Here is a 25,163-nt window from a genome sequence, read left to right as displayed (position 1 = left end):
GTAGAGGCATGTATTACTTTTGCGCTTCGGCTATCGCTTTGTTAATCAGCTCTTCCGTCTCCCTCAATATCGTATTGACATCCGCATGTGTCAATACCATTTTTTTGAACTGGGAACGAACGATCGAGTAGGCGGAAGCGTCGTATTTCGTAATCGACGGAGAAGGAGGCGCCGGTTTGTTGCGAACGAAACCGAGGCGGTTCCGATCCTTCAAGATTTCGATGTCTTTGCCGAATTCCTCCAAAATTTTCGGATCGTTAAGCACGGCCGTGTTTCCGTTGCGTGCCGTCCATACCTGGGCTTCATCGGACAACATCGCCGACAAGGCTAGGAAAGCCTGATCTTTATGTTTGCTCGTGCTCGATACGATCCGGATGCCGCCGTCCACCTGCGTCGTAATCCCGGGAGCTTCCGAGAATGAAGGGAGCGTCACCATGTCGAAGTTTAGGCCGTCCTTGAGCGCATCCGGCAGTTTGGAGAATATGGAGCTGGTGACATACATGGCGATCGTCTTGTCTTTGAGGAACTGGTTTTGGTGGCCGCCGTACGTTTTGTCGTCAACCTCGTTGCCGGGAATTGTGAAGAAGCGAGCGTAATTTTCAAACAGCTTCCGCCATTTGTCATTGTTGACCGCCGCCTTGTTCGTTTTGGAATCGACGATGGGCAAAGACAACTGGTTCGCTGTGAACTGGAACACGTCCTGGAAGTGGAATCCGCGATATTGAACGCCGCCATCGGTTTTGGTCATTTTTTTGGCGAGTTCGTACGTTTCATCCCATGTCATGCCGTCTTTTGGGTACGGCACCCCGAACCGGTCGAAAGTATCTTTGTTGTAATACATCATGACAACGTTTCCAGAGATCGGCAGGCCGGAAAGCTTTCCGTCGCTGGACGCTTTGCGCACCGTATCGAGCACGACCGGGCTGATGCGCCCGAGGTCCAGGTTAAACGCTTTCACGAATGGCGTTAAATCTTCTGCCAACTTCAGTTCCTCGTATTTCGGGATGGAGGCGATGCTGTCGGTAATAATGTCCGGAACGTTGTCACTGGCGATCAAATCCGGTATTTTTTTATCTGTCCCGACCATTGTCAGGCTGATATGCGGATATTTCATCTTGACGGGCTGCACGACGAGCTTCTGGAACACTTCCTCCGACATACTAGCCCATACGGTCAAGTTCACAGGCTCGGTGTTGATTTTTTGCGCTTCTCCCGCAGCCGGATTTCCTTTCGGATTGGAGGCGGAGTTTCCTTGCGAACAGCCCTGCAGCGCCAGGGAGGCCGTCAAAAGAACGGCCGCGCCTGCGATACAGCTTTTTTTCGTTGATACCATACGAATCGAATCCTCCCTCGTAACGTAACTTCGCCTTGGTTTACTCTGTGTACGTGATGTGCAAGGTTGCCGGCTCCCCGCCGGTCAGCGTAAGATGGCGGTAATTCGGTCCGCGCCCGGAAGGCGCGATGACGGCCGTTCCTTCCGCTGCCACCGATTTCACCGGCGCTGGGAACTGCAGCTCGACGGACTGCGAGCGGTCGGCGGTTAATGTCACTACCGAATTGCGCCGTTCCATATCCCACTGCAGCGACACCGTAATGCCGCCACGGCAGCGGAAATGGCGGAAACGGCCCCGAACCCATCGCTTCGGCCTCGCCGGAAGCAGCTTGATCATCCCGCGGGCGGAAAAGAGCAGCATCTCCTGCATCGCTGCCGTCCAGCCGAGGTTGGCGTCGATCTGGAACGGCGCTCTGCCCATCTTGAGCGAGATACCCTGGTTGCGCCAATCGTTATGATAGGTGAACAGGTTGTCGCCCAGGCAGGAGCGGCTTAATATTTCGAGACACTCCAGCGCGCGATCGCCGTCACCGAGCCGTGCATAAATGCCGGCCATATGCGAAAGCGACCAGCCGGTTTGCTGCTTCAGCCCGATGACGAGCCGTTTCTCCACGGCGATCCGGCATGCCTCGAACAGCTCGGGATGCGTTTCTTCCGTAATTTCGAAGCCCGGAAACAGCGGATAAATATGCGATTGGTGGCGATGGTGATAATTGTCTTCAAAGTCGGGATGCATCCATTCGCGCAGCGCCCCGTCCCGATTGACTTGGTACCCCGGAATTTTGCCGAGCATCGCACGCCAGCGCGTCAGATCCTCTTGATGCAGCCCCGTTTCTTCGCATGCTTCGCACAGGTTGGTCAACACTTCCTTCGCTACGGCGAAATCCATCGTCGCGTTGATGCATACCGATACTTTTCCGCTGCCGGGGAAGCTGCCGTTGGCCCAGTTTTCCGGCGAATTGGACGGGTAGGAGATCCATTTGCCGTCCTCGCCTTCCACCATGAAATCCTCGTAGAATGCGGCGCATTCTTTCAGGAACGGAATGACGCGGCGCTTCAGAAACTCGCTATCCCCGGTAAACAGCCAGTAATCGTAATAATGCTGCGCCAGCCAGCCGGCTCCCGCGCTCCAATAGACGACATGGGGCTGCAGGTTTTTCTTGAGTCCGGATTCCGGCGAAGCGAACAGCGGGCTCAAGATGCCGCGACTGCCGTAAAACGACTGCGCATTGCGCCGCATATCGGGCAGCAGCGAGTCGAAGAAATCGTAGAACGGCTCAGCGGCTTCCGCCATATTGCCCGCAAGCGCCTGCCAGTAATTCATCTGGATGTTCTCGTTGTTAAAGAAAGCTCCGCTCCACGCAGGCAGGTAATCCCCGTTCCAGACGCCTTGCAGATTGGCCGGAAGCCCGCCGGGCCGGGAGCTGGACATGAGCAAATAACGGCCGTAATCGTACATGCGTTCCATCAGCGCGGTCGGCACGTCGCCCGTGTACGCGTCGAGCAGCAGCCGTTCGTTCGCCGTGTCCCTGTCACCGTCCGCTTCCAGATCGATACCGGCGCTTAAAAATAACGGGCGGTGCTCGGCGATATGGCGCTGCAGCAGCGTTTCGTAATCGTCCTGGAAGGCGTTGAGCTCGCGCTTCAATTGTTCCTGCTGCGCGGGGCTGCCGTCTTTGGCCGCCACTTTGACCAGCACCGTGATTTCGTCGGCATCACTCGCGATCAGGCAGCCGTTCTGGACGCTTGCTGCGCCTCCGCGTGCGATCACCCGGGCGGCGGCGCAATAACCGGTTTCCGCATTCGAATGCTTGCCCGAAGCAAGCAGATGAGCGGCTTCCGCCGAAGCCTCGTGCGTGAAGGCGTGCTTCTCCGCTTCGGCAGGCTGATGAATTTGCAGGCCGAACGCAGCTTGCGAGACAGGCGCGCCATCGAAGCGAACGGACATGACGATCACTTGGTCCGGGCGAGAGACAAACAAGCGTTTACGTTTGCGAACGCCGTTGTCGGTCCAGGCAACCGTAATTTCGCCGGTTTCCATATCGAGCGTCCGGGTGTAGTCCCGGAAGGCGCCGTCCGTATCGAGCGTCACTTTCAATTCAAAGCCCGGCTGGAACCTGGACGTATGCGTCTGGTATCCGGCCGCGCGCATGAGATCGGGGAAAAAACGATTCGCTTCTTCGTATTTGCCCGCGTCCAGAAGCGCTCGCAGCTCCGGCAAATGAACGGACAAATCGGGAGGTGGTTTCGTAATGCCGCCGTACCACAGCTCTTCGTGATTAATGACGATCGTATCTTCTTCGATATTGCCGTAGACGAGGGCGCCCATCGTCCCGTTACCGCTCGGCAGCGCATCTTGCCAGCGCACTGCCGGCTTTGCCATCGCGAACCGGTGGCTGCGAGCGGAGGAGGACATCTTTTCTGCTATAACTTGCTGTTCAAGGTTCAAAAATGACCCATCCTTTCATCTAAAGTCAGGTGTGTGCAATGTCTGAGGAATCGGACATCATTGAAACGTTTCAGAAATATACCAGACCAATACCATCATACAATGATTTCGCTTTCAGGTGCAAGAACAATTTGACAATATTCTCCCGGCTTTATATAACTAAAGCAGCAGATCTAATGAGGAAGTGAACCCAATGTCGAAACTTGATGAAGTGGCCAAGCTGGCCGGCGTTTCCAAGTCGACGGTGTCCCGCGTAATTAATCATAGCGACACCGTTTCCGCCCAATCGAAGCAAAAAGTGCTTGAGGCGATGCAAAGCCTCCAATTTCAGGCGCAGGAACTCAAGCGCAGTTCGGATAACAGCGGCATGATCGGCGTCGTTCTGCCGTTCGGGAAGCAAATCATGAGCCAATCGTTCGGAATCGATCTTTTGGCTGGAGCCGAAGAGAAAGCGTTCGAGAACGATTATATGATTTTGATCGGCAACTCTGTTGGCGGAAGGGAGCAGATGCTCACGGCCAAAATGATGCAGCGTGGCGCGGAAGGGCTCATCATGCTCATCGGCGGCGGAAGGCCCGGGCAGAAGGAACATTTGAAAAGCATCCAGGCGCAGGGCATGCCGGTCGTCCTCGTCGACCAGAAAGTGGAGGGCATCGATACGCATCTGGTTCGCGGGGACAATTTCATGGGTGCCGTCACGCTGATGGAGCATCTGTTCGGCCTCGGGCACGAGCGGATTGGCATCGTGTCGCCGAACAAGCATTTTACGCATAAAGAACGGATCAAAGGATACCGCTACGCCTTATTGGATAAAAGTTTGCGGATGCCGGATCGTTTCGAGCTGCTCGTGGAGGGGGAAGGGGCTAACGTCGAGGAACCGCTCGAACGGATGCTGGTAGACGCGGATCGTCCGAGCGCGTTGTTTGTCACGAGTCCGGGCCTGTTGATGGGCGTAATGAGCGTGCTGAACCGGTTGGAGCTTCGCGTACCGGACCATATCAGCATCGTTACGTTTGACGAGGTGTACGGCAATTTTCCGGAGGAACACCAGGACATGTTCACCGCGATTAACCAATCCGGCAAGCAAATGGGCGGTATGGCGGTGGAATTATTGTTTCAACACTCGCGCAATCCGGAGCAGGAGTATCAGGAAATCGTGCTCCCGGGCAAGTTTACGATACGCCGTTCCACCGGACCCGTTCAGGGATGACGCGTAAAGGGATTGGTCAAGCCATTGAAAATGACCGCACTGCGGAGGGAGACGACGATCGGTTCATCCGGGCGGCGGCAAAGGGGAGAGCCTATGGAGGACGTATTCATTATGTCCAGATTGGTCAAGCTCGATGTGAAGTGGACAGGGCTGCATAAAGCGGACAACAAGTTCAATCATTGGGGCCATTCGAATCCGTATTATGAGCTCATCATGGTCATCGACGGACCGGTTTATCTTCAAGTGGAAGAAGAACGGCTGGTGCTTCAATCCGGCGAATGTTTACTGCTCACGCCGTGGCAGCAGCATAAAGGCTGGAGAACGCCAGAACCGGCCACGAGCTTTTTCTGGGCGCAGTTCACGGCGGACCCGGCGCCGATTCATTCGGAAGCGGCCGGAAGCCTGAAGCAGAGCTTGCAGCTGTTTCGCCGCCACCATCAGGATTTGCGGACGGCGGAAGATGTGGACGAGGAGCCGATTCTAGTGCTGCGGCGATATTTGCCGGAAAGGCGCTTCGAAATTTTGATATGGTTTGAGAAGCTTGTCGCCGAAATGAAACAGCCGACCGGAAATTTTCGGTTCCGCTCGACCATTCTGATGCTGCAAATCGTACAGGCGCTGTCCGACAACCTTCTGAAAAGACATCAGTGGGACACGCCGCTGCCTGCGACTTATTTAACTTACCGCGAGCTGGTGAACTACTTGAACGAGCACTATACGCTGACGATCACGAGGCATATGCTGGAGTATCGATTCCAGCGCAAATACGAATATTTGTGCCAGCTGTTCAACAAGTATTCCGCCAGCACGTTCACGCGGTATCTCCAGCAATTGCGCATTCAACGGGCGCAATATTTGTTGCGCCGCCACCCGGAGGCAACGATCGAAACTGTTGCCCAGGAAGTCGGCATTCAGGACCCGTTTTATTTCAGCAAAGTGTTCAAACAGATTACCGGCACAAGCCCATCGCAGTTCAGAAACAGGGCAGAGGGCGAGCAGAGGCGGGAGCTCACCGATTAAAATGCGATTGCGTTTCTGCCTCCCATTGCGGATCTGCAAAACATATTCTAACGGGCCGGATTTTCCTCGATAAGCTTGTTCGTCTTCTCGGCGGCCGTCTTCAAAGCCGTATTGACATCGGATTTATGATTCATGACGTCTTTCATCGCCTGCTCGATCGGCGGATACATCGCCTGGACGTCGTACGGGCTGTAGTTCCACAGCGGAGCCATCTTCGTATCGAACACCGCCTTCGTATTTTTATCTTTCACGCTCGCATAATTGGCGCCGAACTGCTTCTGGGCCTCGCTGCTCTGTATCGCGGGGATTCGCCCGGTTTTGGCGGCGGCTACCTGAACGGCCTCCGACGAGGTCAAGAAGCCGACGACCGCCATAGCCTCATACTTCTGCTTGCTTTGCGCCGTTACCATAAGCATATGAACGTCGACTTTGCTGCCGATCCCCGGTTTTTCCGTAAAATAAGGCAATCGCATCATATCCCAGCTGAGCGGGTTGCCGGATTTATGCGCGTCTTCGAACAAATAGAGCACGTCGGTCAACCAGTTGACGTACATCGCAAACTGCCGGCTTTTGAAAAAGCCGTCTTTGCCGTTCAGCGTAGTCAGCATCCCCGGGATAAGGTAAATCGACTGGTACAGCTCGAATACTTTTCGGTAGCCCGGGTCGGATTCGAAAATGACCTTGTTGCTTTTCGGATCGACGAAATCCAGGGACAACTGGCTGCGCTGCTGCGTCCAGTTACCGGGATAAATGCCCTGATAAGATGTGCCGTCCATCTCCCGCGTCAGCTTGCGGGCCAGCACGACTGCTTCATCCCAGCTGAGCGTTTCTTTCGGGTAAGGAACCGCGAACCGGTCGAATACGTCCTTGTTGTAGAAGAGCAGTACCGTGTTGAAGGAGAACGGAAGCGCGTACAATTTTTTTTCCGGGCTGAACGCTTCGATGCCGGCAGCTACCGGAGCCGCTCAAATTTTGCCCAGTCCATGTGAGGGGAGGCCCGCCGGGATATGCGGACAGCTGGAACTGGTCGGCCCCGATCGTGCCGGCGGCGTAGTATACGGTATCCAATTTGATTTCATCGGGCAAAACGACGGTGCCTTCGGCATAAAACCGGATCTTGTCGCCGGCCCGAAGCTGATGACCGGCGGAGGTTACCGAGCTGCTTGACGTCGTGATTGCGGTTACGGTCTTCTCCTCACCCTGGATGCGAATGCCGGTGGCTCCGCTGCCCGGGTGGTCGTTCACGGTGCATCCGTCGACCGTGCTATGCTCCGGAAGCCGCAGCACGGCGCCGTGGACGGAGCTGTTCAGCACGCAGCCCTCCAGCTTGAGATGATGGGCGCGCCGCGCGGAACTGACGCCGATCAGGCAGCCGGCGGTGGTGACATGCTCCAGCGTGATGCGACCTTTGCCCGCGGCGACGGAAACCGCATTTTCATTCGCTTGAAGCGGGTTTCCCGCCACTTTCAAGCCGTAGACGAACACGTCATCGCTTTGAATCGATAATACGTTTTGCTGCGTATGGCCCGCTTGAAGCGCGGCGCCGTAGCCGACGAGCACGACGGGGGAGGAAATCACGACAGTGGACGAACATACAAGCTGCGTGCCGAAAGGAACAATGACGACGCCCCCTGCAGGGAGGTTTTGCAGCAGTTGTATCAGCTCCGCTCCGCCGTCCGCGCCGTCCGATTGCACGACGTAGGCGCCGCCCGCAGGACCGCTCATCGCTTCGACGGGCGAGGTGTGAGCGAGCGGAGGGAGGGCAAGCAGCGATAGCGCCGCCAGCCCGAGCCCTCCGATCAAATGCCGACGGCTTACAGTGGACTTGCCGCTGACTAGATCTTTTTCACCTTGCCATTCGAACTTTTTGTCCTCTTGATCCAATAACCTCACATCCTTTTCCACAAATGAATAGTGCTTGCTTAGCTAGTGTCATAAGTTATGCCCTGCTGCACCCGTCGAATGATAGCGGCTTGCGCTGAGTTCAGCTTTCCCCGTCGGTCTTTGCGATAAATAAAACATCGGAATAGTAATAGAACGATCCGGGCGTACCGGTCGTCCGCTGCGACACGGCCAACACGTAGAGTTCCGGAGGATCCTCACTCTGCGCCACTTCGATCTCCAGCAGATGCTCGCCCCGAGGGAGTGTAAGTTCTGCCAGCTGCTTCGCAGGAGCACGATGGAAAGCAGGCATGAACGGCTGCTTCACCGGACTATTGATGATCAAGCGGCCGTTCAGCCAGGCTTTGACGGGCTCTACCGTTGCTGTAATCAGGCGGACGTCTCTGTCGCTGGGGATGATCATGGTCGTCGACGCTCGATAGGAGCCTGTTTGACCGAGCTTGGGCAAATCCTCGAAATGAATCCGGTTGCCTTGGAACACGGCTCGCTTCGGCTTTCCGCCATCCGCCCCGATCGACCACTCGGTTGCGGCTACAAGCCGGAAATCGACCGTTTCCGTGTTCCACTCGTGTCCGTCATGCAGACGAACGATATGTGCGGACAGCCGATACACCGGTTCCGTTTTCGCATCGGATCGAATCGTCCAATTCCCTTCCATCTCGGCGCCGGGGGGCAAAGAAAAGCGTTGCTCATCCGACCCTTGCCATCCCACAGGCGTATCGAGTCTTACTACGCCTTCCCATGCTTCCTTCGAACGGTTCATCAACCGATAACCGATCGTTTTGCGCTGCTCCAGACCGATCGCAGGTCCCTGCAAGCCGTAATCGACGGTCAGCTCCAGACCGAGATTGCGGCTTGTTCCTTTGGGCAAATAATATACATTCGCGCTTGATTTGCGATTCCATAATCTTTTTACGTCGTATTCGTCGTCATCGGCTTGCCACTCGCCTGCAGCAGCCCAGTGCGTAACAGCGTCCTTGTCGATGATCAGCGGCAAGTTCCATTCCGCCGCGACGCGCTTGCCGATCCGCACGGTCCGCTCCGTCAGCTCATCCAGGGTGCGGGGAGCGGGGAACCCTTTGATCGGCGGACTGACCGCCACCCCATCGCCAACCGGCTTCACCCAATACTCGGGCAATTGATCCGCCCCCTGAATAATGCCCAGAATCGCTCCCAGCGTCGCGCCGGTACAGTCCGTATCGTAGCCGCAATTGACCGCCTTCAAAATGGCGTCGCCGAAATCTTCGCCGTACAACCACCCGAGTACCGTGAAGGCGATGTTTTGCGGCGCATCGGTGAAGTTGGAGCTGCCGTGCCGCTCAAGTATAAGCTCGCGCGCCTCGAGCCATGTTTTGCCTTCCGCATGCCAGACGAGCAAGTCTTTCACCGCCCGAGCCGTCCGGCAATGATCCGGTATATATTGCAGGCCGGTCCGGATGAGACGATCCCGGTTGGAATCGGTAAAGGCCGCGCTCTCGATAGCCGCGAAAAACATTTCCCCGTATACGCCTTCGCCCCCGGCATGGTCGACTATGGCGTCCTGGTAAGCGTAGTATGCGGCGAGCTGCGGCGAGCCCGGCGTCACCATCGCCCATATTTCCGAGCGAATGGGCGAGCCCATGCAATGGGTGAACGGATTGTTGAACCATCCGGCAACCGGGGCGACAAGCCCCCTACGCAAGTTGGCCAAAGCATACCCGTACTCGTCATACGGGAAAAACACATGCTCCACCCATTCCTGCCCAAGCTCCGCTGCGGTAAGGCGGACTCCGTACTGCTCCAGCGCGTGCAGCCATACGAGCTGGAGATCCAAGTCGTCATTGGGCAGTGGCCCGTCCGGAAGACTCGGATAATAGGTAAGGTTCAGCAGTTCCTTTTTGCCTTCCATCGGCGCGCCTAACGTGCCTCCGATATTTTTGCCGAGCCACCCCCCGTATATTTTTTTATAGTATTCGCGCTCGTTTAACCGGCTGATTGCCATGCATTTCGTCCTCCTAGCGATAAGATATCGTTCAATTCAAGGGTATCAGCGGAGGGAGGACGATTCCATGAAGTATCCTTAGATCGGCATCCGTTTTTTTGCGGCAATTTTACAGGTAATGGGGGATCGGGCGGACGTTCGCCGGGCAGAACATTCGCCCTCGAGGAGCGCGTTAGTCAGCAGCTTGTCTTATATGGGAACTATGACAGGGAGGGAGGGAATACCCGGAGCATGGACAATTACTGATGGGGGTGCATCGAATTTTCCATGCCTGATAAACCGGGATGTGTGATTTTGTGCGGACATCGAATCAAAGGGGGTTGTACCACGCTCGATGGTGACGGGCTTCATGCCGGAAGCGGAATTCTTAATGCACAGCGCAAGTTAACGTTTTCTCATGCTGAAAAATTCGCATGACGTACGTGAATGATAGGCGATCTCGCTCACGCCCGATTGAATGACAACGAACTTTTCGTCGAACCGAATCACGATCCCGCCTGCATCGACGACATGATCGTTTTGAAATACGCGGATCGGAGCTTGCCGTTCCATCGCCTCTTGAAAATCTTGGTCGCTCACTAATTTGCGGATATGTGCCACATTAATCTCTCCTCAAGAAAAAATAAATTCATTCGGTATTTTCCCGGCTCCGGAACAAACGCACAGACACTTTGTCGATCATGACATAAACTGATCAGGTAAACAAGGAGGTGAAAAGCATGAGCTGTGCAGCGGGATTTGGCGGTTTTACTTCGACTGGAGTGATCCTTGTTTTGTTTATCCTTCTGGTTATCGTATCGCGTGCTTTTGTAATCTAATTATACCAAACAACTAATAAGCCGAATTCCGTTTTCGAACGGAATATCGGCTTATCCATTACATACCAACGCGAGGGTTCCAGTCAAGCGCTCTTGTTGCGAAATTTTCGCAGCGTTTGCTGTATAAATATGGTTGGTTCCGCAAAAAATGAAGTTGCAAAGCACTGCAAGGAGGACGCTGTCGGATGAGTTACATATGGGAAGCACTGGTCATTTTACTTATCGGCTTTGGCTTGATGCGGATCGCCGGCAAAAAAACGGTATCTGAAATGAACGGGCCGGAAATCATTACGCTGCTCGCAATTGCGTCCGTGATCGGTGATGCGGTCTCCATGAAAGGGTTCTGGGCGACGACGGTGACGCTTTGCATTTTTGTGGGTCTCCTCATACTGCTCCAATATATGAGCGTCAAATGGCAGCCGATCGAACGGTTATTTATGGGGAAAGCGACCCCCATTATCGAGAATGGACAGTTGATGACGAAAAATTTGTTGAAGCTGCGAATGTCTGTGGATCAAGTGGAGAACAGGCTGCGGGAAAACGGCATCACGTCGTTCTCCGACGTAAAGCATGCAACCATTGAAATGAACGGTCAGCTCGGCTACGAGCTCATGAACCATGCCAAACCGGTGACGGTCGGCGAGCTGGAAAAATTGCTGGCCCGGCTTCATATTCCTCCGCCGCCTCAAGCGCCGACCAAACAGCCGAATTTGTTCGACGAAGTGATGTACGGCAACCACGAGGAACCGATTCCCGGACAATTGAAATAACAATGCAAAAGAGCCGCGCCGCGGCTCTTTTGCATGTCACTACACATGCGGACACCGCCGATTCGCAAATGCAAATAAGCTGGATCATTCGGGCTCTTGGTTCGCTGGGGCTCCATTGTGCAGAAGGACAATGGGGTCAAGAGGAAAGCATTTTATCGACCTGCGCTTTCATAGAAGCTACGACCGTTTTTTTGTACCGGATCGCCATGAAGAGCAGCTTGATTTGTCGGGCTCGCGACAGTCGGGAAAAGCGGGGTTCTCGCCTGATGAACGTGCGAATGATCGACCAGCTTGCCGGCTTCATTTCCTGTATGGATATGGTAGGGAACTGCTGCAGCAAGCGGACCATTGCGTTTCGTTGAAACGGCAGCTTCATCAGGACGGATGCTTTGTGCGTATCGACCAGACAAGGGGCGTACTTTTTATTCGTATGTTTTGTAAGGTACTCGTAACGATCAAGTCCGCTGATGACGATGTAGCTGCCGTCTTTCCGGTTTTTGCGGACGGCGAGCAAATGCATGCAGTCCCACATCCGCTTCCGTATATTTTTGATATGCTGGGTCAACGGGATGGTCGAATCGGCTTTGATTTTGTGCAGAGGTATATACTGTACCGTAAATCTCATACACATCCTCTCCTTAATAGGTCAGTATATGTGAGGCACTCATTGTCCTATGTGCATAAAATATAGGGGAGGTGTCGAAAAATGGCCAAAGGATTCGACTGCGCAACACCTTTAACGGCTGAAACGGCCGCATCGTTCGCTGCGGACGGCTACTCCTTCGTATGTCGATACCTTGTTCCGACGGGATGGAAGCGGCTTACGGCCGAGGAGGCGGCGGTCATTAGCGAAGCAGGCCTGAACATCGTCTCCGTATTCGAAACGACGGCGAATCGTCCGCTCGGCGGACGGTCGGCAGGTCTGGCAGACGGTGCAACGGCCGCGCAGACCGCTTACAGCATCGGACAGCCGCCGGGCAGCACCATTTATTTTGCCGTCGATTTTGATGCGACTTCGGAACAAATGCAGACGGTTATCGATTATATTCGGGCAGCCAGCGAAGCGACTCCCGATTTTAATACGGGGGTGTACGGCTCTTATTCGGTCGTCGAGGCGGTCAGCGCCAGCGGCGCGTGCTCGCGATTTTGGCAAACGTATGCTTGGAGCAGCGGAAAGCTGTCCGATGCCGCTCACCTATATCAGTACCGGAATAACGTTCAGGTCAACGGCATTACCGTCGATCTGGATGAATCTTACGGAAACGAAGGATGGTGGAATCTGATGGCGGAACCTTTAACGGTGGAAGATGCAAATCAGCTGATCGAGATTTTGAAAGGGCTGTATAATGCGGGGATCGGCCAGGACGAGGCGCATCGGCTCGCCAACGCGCTGCGGCGTGCGTCCGGACAGCCGGAAGAGTAGGATCGTGTTGGTTTAGGGAGAAAAGGGCTGCAGCGATGCGGCCTTTTTTCTATGTTTCGGGGGATAAGTTTTCTTCCTTTATTTTCTCATTATGTTTGAAAATGTTCGTTTTATATGCTAAAGTAAGGATAGCGAAGTGAGCTTTGCAGGCAGAATCGTACGTATGCAAATGTAAACGCGTACATTGACGGTTGAACCGATTGTAAGCGCGCACATCGGCAGCGTAACGCAGCTTCCTTTTGAGCGAATGCATGGCAATAAGCCGCTTGAACGGGGCGCTGACGGTCCGCAGGCTATACGCTATCCGGGTCTAATTCGCCCGGCGGTTCATTATTAGAAACATGGAGGGGTTCAGATGAAAGCTGCAAAGAACATGGTTGGGTCATTGGTCGTACTGACGCTGCTCGGATCTACGCTTGCCGCCTGTAGTAAGGAGGCGGCGCCGACCGTAAAATCGAACGTGCCGTCGGAAGCGGATCTGCTGAAAGAGCCGGTCACGCTCGTCTTCAAGTCGCAATTCGACGACAGCATGGAGAAGTTCAACGAACGATACGGAGACCGGATTCGCGCGAAATTTCCGAACGTAACCGTCAAGTTTTTGCCGCGTGAGAAAGACCTCGATATTCGCGAGCTGGTTGCGGCCGGCACCAATCCGGACATTATGTACGGCAATACGTCGCAGATCGACCAGTTTCTTGTCGAGACCGGACTGGCGTACGATATGACGGAACTGATCAAAAAATATAATTACGATTTGAATCGTTTCGAACCTGCATTGCTCGATAATCTAAAAAATGTAAGCGCTCCCGGAATGCTATACGGGCTTCCGATGCCTTGGGCCGGCGCGCAAATTATGTATTATAACAAGGCGTTGTTCGACCGGTTCGGCGTGCCGTATCCGAAAGACGGCATGACATGGGATGAAGTATACGAGCTGGCGAAAAAAATGACGAGAGTGAACGGCGACGAAACGTATCGCGGGTTCAGCTCGTTCATAAGCGCGGTGCTGCGGGATAACCAGCTGTCGCTGCCGTACCTCGATCCGAAAGCGGATAAAATGGCGGACAACGAGAAATGGAAGCGCCTATTCACCAACCTGTCGAGATTTTATGAAATTACAGGCAATAACCGGGATACGAAGAACCGCTCGCAAAATACCGAATCGCAGGCGTTCGAAAAGGGCAATGTAGCGATGCAGATCAACCAGTTCAACAAATTTCCGACGTTCCCGCCGAACCTCGAATGGGATATGGTATCGATGCCGGTGTTTGCGGACGGACCGAAAGTCGGCAGTCAGGCCGCTTCCAACTATTGGTTCATTACGAAGACGAACCAGCACAAAGACATCTCGTTCCAGATTATCAAGTATTTGCTCTCCGATGAACTGCAGCTCGAAGCCGCCAAGTCGGACGCAACGCTGCCTTCGCTGAAAAAAGGCTCCGTCAACCTCGAGGTACTCGGTCAAAATGTGCCGGCGCTGAAAGGAAAGCATACGCAGGCGGTATATTATTACGCTCCTGCTCCGGCAATGCCAAGACGCGAGCCGAACCTACCCGGAGCGGACCCGAACGTGCTGAAAACGACGATGGAAGAAGCGTTCAACCGCGTCGTCATCGACAAGCTCGATGTCAACTCGGCGCTGCGCGAAGCATCCGATAAATTCGACAAAGCAGCGGCGGAGAAGAAGAACAGCTCCAAATAATTCGCTGCAAAAGGAAGAAGGGGTGCCCCCGCGAAGGGAACACCCTCTTCTTGTTTACAGGCGTCGTACGCTTTTGTGCGCGGTCACCTTTCGGCGCGAACGACCTGAATCCCCCGCTGCTCGAGTTGTTCGATCGTGGCGCTGCTCGCGTCGGCATCGGTAATGAGCATATCGATTTCCTCCAGCGCGGCAAACGATACGAGCGCCGTGCGGTCGAATTTGGAATGATCGGCAAGCAGCACCACTTTCTTCGAAGCTTTCATCATCCGCTTCTTGAGCTCGGCTTCTTCGCGGTGAAAGATCGACAAGCCGCGCTGCAGGTCGATGCCGGTACAGCCGAGAAAGGCGATGTCCACGTTGAGCTCGTCCATCATCTGAATGGCGCTCGGACCGATGATCGTATACGTTCCTTTACGGCGGTAGCCGCCGAGAATGCACAGCTCGATCTGATTGCTGCCGGCGAGCAAGTCGGCTATCTTCGTATCGTTCGTAACGACGGTAATATGGCGGTCCTTGATCAGCGAAGCGAGCTCAAGCGTAGTGGAGCCTGCGTCCAGCAGTACGATTTGACCGTCCTCAATCCATTTGTCCGCTTCCTCGGCGATTTGTTCTTTTTCCGGGCGCTGCCGGACCCGCCGCTTCAGGATCGGCAGCATCGAGTCGTCATGCTCGACCAGGACGGCACCGCCGTGCACACGCTTGAGTATGCCGCGCTGTTCCAGTTTTTCCAGGTCTTCGCGAATCGTTTTCTCGGTCACCTGGAACGATTTGCTAATATCGGATACTTTGACGGAACCTTCTTCGTTTAACGCTTCAATGATTTTGGCGTGCCTGATTTCCGGTAACATGATTCACCTACTTTTATCTATGGTTTACGGTGCATTTCCTAAAAAGTATGAAAAAGTTTGATAAAGTACGTTTTATGTGTTAATTTTATAATGAACATTTCAAGTATAGCAAGGTTTTGTTGGAAAATCGAATATTTTGCAGCGAATGGGGGGCTTATATGGGGTTCGTTTTCGTAGATAAGCGGTTTGTGCACGGCGTGCTGCTCAAGATGACGCAAGCGGAAGGCGTATGGCGAAACATCCGGCGCGATCTGGCGGAAAAAGCGGATGAAGCGATGGGCAAAGGTCCATGGAGCGTAACGTATTTCGGCAGCGCTGCACCGAGCGGCAATCCCCACGACTACTACAGCGAAGCGCCTTACTGGTGGCCGGACCCGGACAATCCGGATGGTCCTTACATCCGGAAAGACGGCGTCACGCGGCACGACCGGTTCATGGGGCACCGCCAGTCGTTCGACGAACTGGCGAACACGATGCTGACGTTGTGCTATGCAGGCTTTTATCTACAGGAAAAGCGCTACCTGGCGCGCGCGGCGGAACTCTTGCGGGTATGGTTCCTGAACCCGGACACCCGGATGAATCCGCACATCGAATACGGCGAAGCGATTCATGGGATTTGTACGGGCCGCGCGGCGGGCGTTATCGTGCTGCGGCAGCTGGACCGAATCGTCCATGCGCTCGGCTTTATGGAAGAGGATGCCGAGTGGCAAACGGAAATGCAGGGCATGCGCGAATGGCTGTCACAGCTTCTCGAGTGGCTCACTACAAGCACGATCGGAGTGAAGGAGAGCCGTTCCGGCAATAACCATGCCATGTGGTGGACGACGCATGTTGCCGCCTATGCCGCATTTGTCGGGGACGAGTCGAAGCTGAAGCTGGCGTTCGATCATTTCAAGCAGGTGATTGTACCGGGGCAAGTAGCCCCAGACGGAAGCCTCCCGAGGGAGCTCGACCGGACGCGTTCGTTTCACTACACGATGTTTCAACTCGATGCATCCGCATTATTATGCGAAATCGCGCATCATCAAGGCGTAGATTTGTGGAACTATGAGACGGCGGAAGGGCAAAGCTTGAAGAGTGCCATCCAATTTGTCATCCCCTATCTAGATCATCCGTATTTGTGGCAATGGCCGCAAATTGACGGAGAAATCCCGGATGAGCATCTGTCCATACAACTCGCTTCGCTTCGATTGGGGATGCCCGAATGTTCCCAGGTGAACATGAAACGGCGCGGTGACGGCAAGTGGTTGAAAGACCGCGAGGAAGTGCTGGGGCCGCTCGTGTTTATGCCGGGACATCCGTTTCATAACTAAATAAGTTTATAAATTTTTTTTAAAAACAAAACGACAGGAGAAGATGAATATGAAAATCGATTTGACGAATCAGGTTGCTTTAGTTACAGGGTCGAGTGGCGGTATCGGGAGAGCCATTGCGATCGAGCTGGCCGCATGCGGCGCGAAAGTGATCGTTCATTACCTGAGCAACCGCGAGGGTGCGGAAGAAACAGCCGGTGTTATCCGGCAAGCGGGCGGCGACGCGGTCGTCATTCAAGCGGATGTCACCGATCTGGACCAAATCGAAGCGCTCGTCAAGCAGTCGGAGCAAGCGTTTGGTACCGGCATCGACATTTTGGTCAACAACGCCGGCAATCTGATTGAACGGCGAACGATTGAAGAAATGACGCTCGATTTGTACCGCAGCATCATCGACGTGAACCTGACTTCCGCCGTGTTTGTAACGAAAGCGGTCATTGCGGGCATGAAAGCGAAGGGCGGCGGCGCCATCCTCAATTTGAGCTCGCTGGCGGCGCATAACGGCGGCGGCCCCGGCTCCAGCATTTATGCAGCATCGAAAGGCGCCATCCTGACGTTGACCAAAAGCATGGCCAAGGAGCTGGCTTCGTACGGTATTCGCGCTAACTGCCTGGCACCCGGATTTATTGAGGATACGAAATTCCATTCGACGTTTACTTCGGCGGAAGCCCGCAAGGCGACGATTGCCAGCATTCCGCTCGGACGCGGCGGCGTTCCGCAAGACATTACCGGTATCGCGGCATTCCTGGTTTCTTCGCACAGCTCGTTTATTACGGGAGAAACGATCGAAATCAACGGCGGAGTATTCATGAGATAAACATTGTTCTCAAAGGTTAGGGGATCATGCCGTGAACGTATACAAGACGGCCGTTTCATTATTATGTATGATTGCACTTATCTCGACCGTTTCGGCGCCGGCGTACGTTTATTCGGCTGAGCCGGTCAAACGTCCGGATTATAACGGCTACAGCGGCTTTACCGTCTCGGAAGAACCGATGCTTCCGAAGACGGAAACGCATCCGAAGCTGTGGTTCGACAGCTCGCAAGTCAAGACGATGTACGACAAACGAGGCGCCGACGCTTACGCCAAGTCGTTATGGGATCAGATCGCCGCGAGTCCTTATACCTCAATGAATCTTCCTACCGCTCCGGGGTCCTGCAAGGATCCCGGTCTTCATAATTATTACGGAACGGTGGCGCGGATCGCCAAGTACAGCGCGTTTGTGTACATCATGACGGGCTCCGAGACGCACCGTGACCGGGCTGAAGCCGCTTTGCGACAGGCTTATGACGGGCCGATCTATTCGTGCGACCCGACGGATGACGGGAGCGAAGTGGATGAGACGTATCGCGGCAGTTGGGCGCAGCATTTCGCCGCGGCGTATGACTGGATACAGCCTTCGATTGCCGGTACGGAGAAGGATGCGGTCATTCGCGCAAAGCTCAAGAAGGAAGCCCAGGCGCTGTTCGCCAATCTCGAGAAGTGGTCGCCCCGGCCGCACAACCATTTGTCCAAGCCGGCTTGGGGGCTGGGGACACTTGCGTTGACGTTATCCGGGGAGCCGGAAGCGGGAGCGTGGCTGCGCAAAGCGCTGCAGGCGGTCAACGCGAACACCAAGTATTTTTTCAGCTCGGATGGCATTTATCGTGAAGGCGCTTTCTATTACATCTATTCCCTTATCAACATGGTGCCTTTTCTTTACCATTACGCCAACGTATCGGGTGTCGATCTGTTCCCGTCGTACAAGCCGGCTTTTCTATGGGAATTTTATTCCTCCAACAACAAAGGCTGGATGCCGTCGTTCGAAGATACGTTCTTGCGGCACAATATGCTTATGATGGTGGCCGGAAAGTATATGGAGGAAAAGGACGTTAGCGAAGCGAACCCGGAGGCAAAATGGGGCAATCTGTTTCAGTGGCGGTACGTCAACACCGACAAATCGCCGCAGGGAGGGGAGTTCGGCAACAATACCGGAGCCTCAGAAGACGATTCCATCGATATGGACAAATACTTGACGTATGCGCCTGCCGTGAAACCGCTGCCGCCGACGGGTACGGCCACAACGTTTTTGAATGAGGGCGGACAGTCGTTTTTCCGGAATCATTGGAACTACAACGACCCGAGCGCAAGGTATCTCGCCTTTCACGGCGTTGCGGAAACGGATAACCATAACCATTTCGACACGCTGAGCTTTACGATTCATGCGGAAAATCAGATGATGGCCTCGGTGCCGGGCTATTCCAAATCCGGATACGGCGACGCGGTAAGGCGATCGTGGTACCGCACCGCCGCCGCGCAAAATACGGTTACGCTCGATGGAAACTGGCCTGTCGATATGGCGATGAATGCGACGCCGGTTTCCAAATACGGCATCGATACCGATTTCTTCGATTTTCAGCAAAAAGAGGCGCGTTTCATCCGGCAAACGAACGATCCCAAAGCGAGCGAGAATCCGCTATCGTTTCCACCAGATGAAGAGAGTCTCGGGTACATTTCACGCGCTGTGGCGTTTCCGGGACAACAGTATTTTGTCGTCACCGACCAACTGAAGGCCAAGGACGCCAAGCCGCATGCATTTGAGCTGTACTTGCATGGCGGCCGGGGAACGATGAGCGGTAGCGGGAATCACCGGCTCTGGACGTACAAGAAAGACAAATACGGCGCGGAGGCGAAATTCGCGGCGTGGATTTTTTCGGACAAAGCCGGCTTGACCGATGCCAAGGGCGAGGTGACTTACATTAAGGGCTACGCTGCGCCGTTCGGCTATGTCAAAGCGTCCGTCCATGCACCCGCAGCGAATTACATGCAATTCTTAATCCCGCTGTCGCCCGATGAGGCGCTGCCGACAGTAACCGAAATGAGCGATGCCGCAAGAGTGGGCGGTACGGTGTTGAAAGACGGGATGCTAGACACGTATATTGTTCAGCAAGGCGCAGGCAGCGTATCTCTTGGAAAGCTGACGCTCGCCGGGGAATTCGGCTATGCCCGGGACGGTGGCGGCCTAAAGCAGTGGGCCGTGAAACAAGCGACGACGGCCGCATACGACGGAAAGCGGATCTTCGCTTCGTCCCTGCCGGTTACCGTGGCTGTCGATACGAGCAGCGCTTTGCAATATAAGGGATACGTCTCCGGCGATTCCGGCGGAGGGCAGGTGGAATTGGAGCTCGCCAATCCGACCGGCCGCGAGGCGGTAGGCGCGACATTCAATGGAAGCCGTGTTGAGGTTGTGAACGGGAAGGGCTTCGTCCATTTGACGGTATCGAGCAGCGGCCATTTCGTTATTGACTACGGCAAGCCGGCTCTCGTGTCCCGGATACCGGTGTGGGGGTATGCCGCTGCAGCTGTGCTGCTGGTCCTCCTCGCACTGCTATTCAACTTGATTCGCAAGAGGAAGTTTGCTGAAGACAATCGCGGGGCTAACCGATCTGCCAGCCGGTGGAAGTTTGGCAGCGAACGTATATAGCTACTGAGAGCTTCGGAAGCGGCTAAGATGAATAGGATTTTAAAAGGCGGTACCGGCTTGCTTCCATCGTTGGAAGCAAAAGCGCGTACCGCCTTTGCATGCAGTGCGACGGCGACTAAGCGACGTCTTAACTCGCAATCGGGATTCGTGTTTGTTGGACAATTTACGCATCGATTGCAATGGCCGATGGCGAAGTCCCGATCGGGATCGTAGCGGTTACCGTATTCGTTGAAGTATTGATGACGCTGGCTGAATCGCTGCTGAAATTCGTTACATAGATCCGGCTTCCGTCCGGTAAGCCGGCCATTTCTACAGGGGACAGCCCGACACCGATTTTTTGGAGTATCGCATTCGTCGCGATATCTACTACGGTGACGGCATTTTCACTTGCGATGGCCGCATAACAGAGGGCGCCGTCGGGCGATAGCAACAGCGCTTCCACTCCCACCCCGATCGGAATCGTTCCGGTTATCGTATGGCCGGACGTTTCGATGACGGTTACGAAGTCGCATCCTTCGTCGCTTGCAACATATAGGCGAGTCCCGTTCGGGGCCATCGCGATTTTTTTCGCACCGCCGACATCGGCCACGGTTGCAACGACCAGGTTCGTTGCCGCATCGATGACCGTAACGGTCCCGGCGACCGAGCTCGCGACATAGATGCGGCTGCTATCCGGCGAAACGATAATGCCTTGCGGCGAACTAGCGACCGGGATCGGCGGATCGATGGTGGCATTGGCAGCGGTATCGATGACGGAAATTGTATCGTCGGATGAATTGGACACATACACCCGCGATCCGTTAGGGGCGGCGGCGAGATAGGCGGGCTCCCATCCGACCTGAATCGTGCGGATGGTTTTATAGGTAGCCGTATCGATCACGGAAACGGTATTGTCCAGGAAATTCGCTACATAGATTCGATTCAGCTTAGGAATGATTGCGATTCCGCTAGGCGCGCTTCCAACCGGAATCGTCTTGGCGATAGCGCTCGTCGACGTGTTGAACACCGTGACCAAATTGACATATGAATTGGTCACGTAAGCCAATGGAGCGTTTCCGTCCGAAGGGTGCGAATGCTGCAGGCCGGCAGACTTTCCTTGAACCTCCGCCGTTCCGGGTGCAGCTTGCATCCCGGTCGCCGTTTGTTGCAGGCCGCCAGTGCTTTGCGCTCCTTCTGCCGGTGACGCCCCTGCAGCGCCGTGAGCGCCCTGCAGCTCCACATCGTCCGCGAGTATGTCCGGACTGCCGATTTGAGGCAGTTTGTTCACGATCACGAGCGCGGACGCCGTCGCTGCCGGTGCGGCGCTTGTCAACTCGCGGAAGTCATACCAGACTCCCGAGGCGGCAGGAGGGAGTCTATCGCCCGGTACATATGCAATTAGACCCGATTCGAGAAATACGCCTGCAACCGTATAAAACAAAACCGAAATGACGACAGGCGCGCTTGGAGCCGAACCCGCTATTGCCAGAGACAGGCGAAGCTCGAATGTTTCCCCTGGAAACGCTGCCGTAAACTGCTGAATGTAGGCGTTCCAGGTTCCTCCCTCGATCCGGGCTGCGTATGTGCCGGTACGACTGTACTTGTTCGATACGCCAGCGTTCACGCCATACCACGGCAGCAGAGAAGCTGCTTCATATCCGCCGTTAATGATCCGGTTACTCGATGCCAACGCCATTCACCTCCCCCAATAATTGTTATGCAGCGGCGGCGTCTTTTGATCGTGGAAGGTTACAGCGTGCATTAGCACATTTTTCTCGGTTGTTGATTTTGAGCCTGCAGTGGGAGATTTGTAATTTGTGCAACGGCTGGAGGATACTCTTGCGAGAAGTTAAAACACTACAGCTGAAGAAATGGAAAAAACCGATGTTAAACGCAATTTGAGAACGGCTCCAAGACAACATTGACAATTACCGCATACATTCCATATGATGTATTCAATAAACAAAGTGTGTAACTGGCGGAACATGGGGAACCATGAGGGAGCACACGGGACCAATGCCGTACGCCTGGGCGAGTACTTAATCGAAAGATTAGGTACTCTTTTTCTTATGACTGGGAGGAGATACTTATTGAATGCAAATCCGCTGCTAGTGTTCGATTTTCATGGAAATCGAAAAATTTTCACATCGCCGATCGCTGTTTATTGCACTTATGACCTTAGCGAAGTTCAATCGATTTTCGATAAAGTTCAGGAAGCGATAAATGCCAACTATTTTGTGGCGGGCTATATTTCTTATGAAGCGGCTTCTGCGTTTAGTCATCATTATCGGGTAAAAGAAGGCACCCACCTACCTCTCGTATGGTTCGCGGTTTTTGAAAACCCGGCATCCAGCCACGAGCTGAAGGAGAGCCATTATCAGTTGAGCCGTTGGAAGTCCACTACGTCAAGGCAGCAGTACAATCAAGCAATGAAGCGCATCAAACGTTTCATTTCGAATGGAGAAACGTATCAGGTCAATTATACCGTTAGATTGAAATCTTCTTTTCAGGGGGACCCTTACACCTTTTATCAATATTTGCGTTCCGTTCAAAAGGCATCGTATTGCGCATATTTGCATTTGGGCCAGTACAGTATTTTGTCGGCGTCGCCGGAATTGTTTTTTCATTGGGACGGAGACAACATCACAACCAAACCGATGAAAGGAACGAGTCGAAGAGGCGAAACGGGCGAAGAAGATCGCCGGTTGGAACAATCCCTGTTTTTATCTGAAAAAGACAGAGCTGAAAACGTGATGATCGTCGATCTGCTGCGTAACGATTTGAGCAAGATCGCAAAAGTAGGCACCGTGAAAGTCCCTGCTCTTTTTGAGATCGAAACGTATCCAACCTTGTTCCAAATGACATCCACCGTTAAAGCCATCACCAAAGAAGGCTTGTGTCTATACGACATATTCGAAGCGTTGTTCCCTTGCGGTTCCATCACCGGTGCTCCCAAAATAAGAACGACCGCGATTATTTCCGATCTCGAACAATCTCCTCGAGAGGTGTATTGCGGAGCGATTGGCCTCATCGAACCTGGAAATATTGCAACATTTAATGTCGCCATTCGTACGGTCATCGTTGATTCCGTATCCGGTACAGCAGAATATGGGGTAGGGGGCGGTATCACATGGGGATCATCCGACACTGACGAGTATAATGAAGTCCTGACGAAAGCGAAGGTCGTTACCGAAGCAATGAAACGCAAAAATGAAGCCAGCACAGAACGATAGTTGGATGACGTGAAAATGGCCGTTGATTTACCGCGTAAATCGCGGTTTGTTTTTTTGGGTGTAATCTTATTTTGCCATAGTGTGACGGGGGTCCTCTAGCTTGTCGTTAGGAGTAACTAGGGGAGTGAGCATCCACCTGAGCATGGCGCTGACTGGACGTTGTGGATGTCACTGATTTGAGCTGGACGTGCGGTTACGCATGGGGAGTTCAGCTTTTATCCATAAAAAGGATATTATGCGAAATTCGCGAATACATACATGAAGCAGGGATTTACGAAGTTCGTGAAAAAGGCGTTATAGGAAATTCCGGCAAGGCGTATGAAAACCTATAAACATTAAAACGAACAAATATTCTATCCAGCAGTATCTTGATGTGGTAATATATAGAAGTACAATTGAATCTTGGGTGGGCATGGTTTCCCTTCGAAAGGAGGTGAGACCATGGAGTTGAAAGATGCAATTACTATCATGATTCTATTCGCTACATTTATCATAGCTCTTTTAACATACATCGGGAATAACTACAAGAGAAAGTAAAAACCCACCCCAAGGTTACCGAGCCGAAGGTGGGTTTTTGTCCTTTTGACTAGAAGGGATAACCCTATCCAAGCCAATTGTATAGCCGAGTGTTCGCTGCACTCGGTTTTTATTTAACTCTATAATAACACATTAAAAATCCGTTGAAAACCTGGAATTGGAAAGACTTAAGAAAAGGACTAATGAAATGACTTGAATAAAGACTCAAACCCTTAAAAAGAAATTTATTAGCAAACTCGATGAAGGCCAGAACATCCTATAACACCGTATTCTGCCAGATGCAAAATCGAGGAGAATACTCAGGCAGACAATCCTGCATGGCTAAGTGGCAGAGCCACCCAGTCGCTACGCTCCTTTAAGCCTTCCGGATTCGTGAATACAATAACGTTATATGAAACTGGGGCAAGATAAACAAGAAAAACGAGAGGAGTGCGAAAGTAGTGGAACCAATTACAATTGAATCAAGATTAGGAACGATGAAAGGATACGGAAATGATGAAATCGTATATTTTGATCGATTTGATCCAAAATCAGATAAAGAGATTCGACACTTCATTCTCATGAATGAAGGAGTGAAAATTATGTTTGAACCATTCGGATGGAAGAATGAGTGGTATGTAGATTTAATTAAAATAGAAAGATGCGATGAAAATACAATTTCACTAGAGGATATGTATATAGATGTAATCGTAGAAGGCAATGGACCAACATATAGAATAGTCGATTTGGATGAATATGCAGATGGCGTGCTGGAGGGGAAGGTATCACTCACAGAGATGAAAACGCAAATGCTGCAAATACAAACATTCCTAATAAAGTACATTCACAAAGGTAAAGAATTTCCGCCTGAAATCATAAAAGACCTCATGCGAAATACAGGAAGAGCAGAAGAAAGCGAATTCAAGGAAGGCCCCAGCATCATATAACACAGTATTCACGCATCGGGTTGGCTGCGCCGCCCCTCGGTCGCCGAGGCGCAATTGCAGAGAAGCGGAATCAGGCGACACACCGCACTCCCTGACCGCGGTCGCGGCCGGACTCTGCGGGTCCTTAAGGAGTGGGCGTCGTGAATACGAGAACGTTAGATGAAACCAGCAAAATCATTAAGAGTATGTAAAGAGCAAGTTCCAAAACATATAACTGCTGAGCCAAACAATATTCTTTTATACATTCCTTGGGTC

The 25,163-nt window shown here is 53.2% G+C and carries 21 protein-coding genes and 1 riboswitch; of the genes, 12 read left to right on the top strand and 9 right to left on the bottom strand.

From position 1 onward, the window contains the following. Positions 1-13: 13 nt before the first annotated feature. Together ACFQI7_RS03400 and ACFQI7_RS03395 are read right to left on the bottom strand one after the other, a co-directional pair. Positions 14-1,333 (bottom strand): ABC transporter substrate-binding protein, encoded by a 1,320-nt coding sequence (locus tag ACFQI7_RS03400; protein WP_218097473.1) that lies wholly within the window; start codon positions 1,331-1,333, stop codon positions 14-16. Between the two features lie 40 nt (positions 1,334-1,373). Next, a complete protein-coding gene (locus ACFQI7_RS03395; RefSeq protein WP_218097474.1) occupies positions 1,374-3,782 on the bottom strand; it encodes a glycoside hydrolase family 95 protein in 2,409 nt (802 codons plus the stop codon). 193 nt (positions 3,783-3,975) lie between these two features. On the opposite strand from ACFQI7_RS03395, the gene ACFQI7_RS03390 reads away from it, so the two are divergent. Together ACFQI7_RS03390 and ACFQI7_RS03385 are read left to right on the top strand one after the other, a co-directional pair. Beyond that, the gene (locus ACFQI7_RS03390; protein ID WP_218097475.1) at positions 3,976-4,992 is read left to right on the top strand and encodes a LacI family DNA-binding transcriptional regulator; all 1,017 of its coding nucleotides are present in this window, start codon (positions 3,976-3,978) and stop codon (positions 4,990-4,992) included. Positions 4,993-5,004: 12 nt separating this feature from the next. Then, entirely contained in the window at positions 5,005-6,012 is a 1,008-nt protein-coding gene (locus ACFQI7_RS03385; protein ID WP_218097476.1) for an AraC family transcriptional regulator, read from the top strand. A 47-nt stretch (positions 6,013-6,059) separates the two neighbouring features. Here ACFQI7_RS03385 and ACFQI7_RS03380 read toward each other — a convergent pair whose 3' ends face one another. The 4 genes from ACFQI7_RS03380 to ACFQI7_RS03365 form a co-directional block, all read right to left on the bottom strand. Beyond that, complete coding sequence (locus ACFQI7_RS03380) at positions 6,060-6,929, bottom strand: extracellular solute-binding protein (RefSeq protein ID WP_218097477.1); 870 nt, start codon at positions 6,927-6,929, stop codon at positions 6,060-6,062. Beyond that, on the bottom strand, positions 6,823-7,896 hold the full coding sequence (locus ACFQI7_RS03375; protein WP_218097478.1) for a right-handed parallel beta-helix repeat-containing protein: 1,074 nt from the start codon (positions 7,894-7,896) through the stop codon (positions 6,823-6,825). Before ACFQI7_RS03375 ends, ACFQI7_RS03380 begins: the two co-directional genes overlap by 107 nt. A 100-nt stretch (positions 7,897-7,996) precedes the next feature. Beyond that, positions 7,997-9,895, bottom strand: coding sequence for an ADP-ribosylglycohydrolase family protein (locus ACFQI7_RS03370; RefSeq protein WP_218097479.1), 1,899 nt, complete (start codon positions 9,893-9,895; stop codon positions 7,997-7,999). A 384-nt stretch (positions 9,896-10,279) separates the two neighbouring features. Further along, positions 10,280-10,495 (bottom strand): hypothetical protein, encoded by a 216-nt coding sequence (locus ACFQI7_RS03365; protein WP_218097480.1) that lies wholly within the window; start codon positions 10,493-10,495, stop codon positions 10,280-10,282. A 119-nt stretch (positions 10,496-10,614) separates the two neighbouring features. Here ACFQI7_RS03365 and ACFQI7_RS03360 point away from each other — a divergent pair, with 119 nt between their 5' ends. Beyond that, on the top strand, positions 10,615-10,713 hold the full coding sequence (locus ACFQI7_RS03360) for a YjcZ family sporulation protein (protein ID WP_230414650.1): 99 nt from the start codon (positions 10,615-10,617) through the stop codon (positions 10,711-10,713). A gap of 185 nt (positions 10,714-10,898) precedes the next feature. Beyond that, positions 10,899-11,483: a DUF421 domain-containing protein gene (locus ACFQI7_RS03355; RefSeq protein ID WP_218097481.1), complete on the top strand. Its 585-nt coding sequence runs from the start codon at positions 10,899-10,901 to the stop codon at positions 11,481-11,483. A gap of 136 nt (positions 11,484-11,619) precedes the next feature. On the opposite strand, the gene ACFQI7_RS03350 is transcribed toward ACFQI7_RS03355, so the two are convergent. Further along, entirely contained in the window at positions 11,620-12,108 is a 489-nt protein-coding gene (locus ACFQI7_RS03350) for a hypothetical protein (protein ID WP_218097482.1), read from the bottom strand. A gap of 81 nt (positions 12,109-12,189) precedes the next feature. On the opposite strand from ACFQI7_RS03350, the gene ACFQI7_RS03345 reads away from it, so the two are divergent. Continuing rightward, positions 12,190-12,906, top strand: a complete 717-nt coding sequence (locus ACFQI7_RS03345) for a DUF1906 domain-containing protein (protein WP_218097483.1) — start codon at positions 12,190-12,192, stop codon at positions 12,904-12,906. A 355-nt stretch (positions 12,907-13,261) separates the two neighbouring features. Next, complete coding sequence (locus tag ACFQI7_RS03340) at positions 13,262-14,608, top strand: ABC transporter substrate-binding protein (RefSeq protein WP_218097484.1); 1,347 nt, start codon at positions 13,262-13,264, stop codon at positions 14,606-14,608. A gap of 83 nt (positions 14,609-14,691) precedes the next feature. On the opposite strand, the gene ACFQI7_RS03335 is transcribed toward ACFQI7_RS03340, so the two are convergent. Then, complete coding sequence (locus ACFQI7_RS03335) at positions 14,692-15,456, bottom strand: DeoR/GlpR family DNA-binding transcription regulator (protein ID WP_218097485.1); 765 nt, start codon at positions 15,454-15,456, stop codon at positions 14,692-14,694. Between the two features lie 158 nt (positions 15,457-15,614). Between ACFQI7_RS03335 and ACFQI7_RS03330 the strand changes: the two genes are divergently transcribed. Genes ACFQI7_RS03330 through ACFQI7_RS03320 form a run of 3 tightly spaced genes read left to right on the top strand, consistent with a single transcriptional unit; the run spans position 15,615 to position 20,233 of the window. Continuing rightward, on the top strand, positions 15,615-16,769 hold the full coding sequence (locus ACFQI7_RS03330) for an alginate lyase family protein (protein WP_218097486.1): 1,155 nt from the start codon (positions 15,615-15,617) through the stop codon (positions 16,767-16,769). Positions 16,770-16,818: 49 nt separating this feature from the next. Continuing rightward, a complete protein-coding gene (locus tag ACFQI7_RS03325) occupies positions 16,819-17,586 on the top strand; it encodes an SDR family NAD(P)-dependent oxidoreductase (protein ID WP_218097487.1) in 768 nt (255 codons plus the stop codon). Between the two features lie 31 nt (positions 17,587-17,617). Further along, on the top strand, positions 17,618-20,233 hold the full coding sequence (locus tag ACFQI7_RS03320) for a heparinase II/III domain-containing protein (RefSeq protein WP_218097488.1): 2,616 nt from the start codon (positions 17,618-17,620) through the stop codon (positions 20,231-20,233). A gap of 163 nt (positions 20,234-20,396) precedes the next feature. On the opposite strand, the gene ACFQI7_RS03315 is transcribed toward ACFQI7_RS03320, so the two are convergent. After that, positions 20,397-21,902, bottom strand: a complete 1,506-nt coding sequence (locus tag ACFQI7_RS03315) for an NTTRR-F1 domain (RefSeq protein ID WP_218097489.1) — start codon at positions 21,900-21,902, stop codon at positions 20,397-20,399. Positions 21,903-22,173: 271 nt separating this feature from the next. After that, positions 22,174-22,252, top strand: a riboswitch (ZMP/ZTP riboswitch). Positions 22,253-22,302: 50 nt separating this feature from the next. On the opposite strand from ACFQI7_RS03315, the gene pabB reads away from it, so the two are divergent. From pabB to ACFQI7_RS03300, 3 genes are all read left to right on the top strand, one after another. After that, positions 22,303-23,445 (top strand): aminodeoxychorismate synthase component I, encoded by a 1,143-nt coding sequence (gene pabB / locus ACFQI7_RS03310; protein WP_218097490.1) that lies wholly within the window; start codon positions 22,303-22,305, stop codon positions 23,443-23,445. A 441-nt stretch (positions 23,446-23,886) separates the two neighbouring features. After that, positions 23,887-23,982: a putative holin-like toxin gene (locus ACFQI7_RS03305; protein WP_329958204.1), complete on the top strand. Its 96-nt coding sequence runs from the start codon at positions 23,887-23,889 to the stop codon at positions 23,980-23,982. 440 nt (positions 23,983-24,422) lie between these two features. Next, positions 24,423-24,908: a DUF402 domain-containing protein gene (locus ACFQI7_RS03300; protein WP_218097491.1), complete on the top strand. Its 486-nt coding sequence runs from the start codon at positions 24,423-24,425 to the stop codon at positions 24,906-24,908. Positions 24,909-25,163 lie beyond the last annotated feature (255 nt).

It is taken from the genome of Paenibacillus allorhizosphaerae (assembly GCF_042659105.1).
GTDB classification, from domain to species: domain Bacteria; phylum Bacillota; class Bacilli; order Paenibacillales; family NBRC-103111; genus Paenibacillus_G; species Paenibacillus_G allorhizosphaerae.
This window is presented reverse-complemented; position numbering and strand designations above follow the sequence as displayed.

What these genes read in the sequence shown, in the direction of transcription:
- ACFQI7_RS03400 (WP_218097473.1), bottom strand. Translation starts at nt 1,333, where the DNA reads ATGGTATCAACGAAAAAAAGCTGTATCGCAGGCGCGGCCGTTCTTTTG.
- ACFQI7_RS03390 (WP_218097475.1), top strand. Translation starts at nt 3,976, where the DNA reads ATGTCGAAACTTGATGAAGTGGCCAAGCTGGCCGGCGTTTCCAAGTCG.
- ACFQI7_RS03370 (WP_218097479.1), bottom strand. Translation starts at nt 9,895, where the DNA reads ATGGCAATCAGCCGGTTAAACGAGCGCGAATACTATAAAAAAATATAC.
- ACFQI7_RS03360 (WP_230414650.1), top strand. Translation starts at nt 10,615, where the DNA reads ATGAGCTGTGCAGCGGGATTTGGCGGTTTTACTTCGACTGGAGTGATC.
- ACFQI7_RS03355 (WP_218097481.1), top strand. Translation starts at nt 10,899, where the DNA reads ATGAGTTACATATGGGAAGCACTGGTCATTTTACTTATCGGCTTTGGC.
- ACFQI7_RS03350 (WP_218097482.1), bottom strand. Translation starts at nt 12,108, where the DNA reads ATGAGATTTACGGTACAGTATATACCTCTGCACAAAATCAAAGCCGAT.
- ACFQI7_RS03345 (WP_218097483.1), top strand. Translation starts at nt 12,190, where the DNA reads ATGGCCAAAGGATTCGACTGCGCAACACCTTTAACGGCTGAAACGGCC.
- ACFQI7_RS03340 (WP_218097484.1), top strand. Translation starts at nt 13,262, where the DNA reads ATGAAAGCTGCAAAGAACATGGTTGGGTCATTGGTCGTACTGACGCTG.
- ACFQI7_RS03335 (WP_218097485.1), bottom strand. Translation starts at nt 15,456, where the DNA reads ATGTTACCGGAAATCAGGCACGCCAAAATCATTGAAGCGTTAAACGAA.
- ACFQI7_RS03330 (WP_218097486.1), top strand. Translation starts at nt 15,615, where the DNA reads ATGGGGTTCGTTTTCGTAGATAAGCGGTTTGTGCACGGCGTGCTGCTC.
- ACFQI7_RS03325 (WP_218097487.1), top strand. Translation starts at nt 16,819, where the DNA reads ATGAAAATCGATTTGACGAATCAGGTTGCTTTAGTTACAGGGTCGAGT.
- ACFQI7_RS03305 (WP_329958204.1), top strand. Translation starts at nt 23,887, where the DNA reads ATGGAGTTGAAAGATGCAATTACTATCATGATTCTATTCGCTACATTT.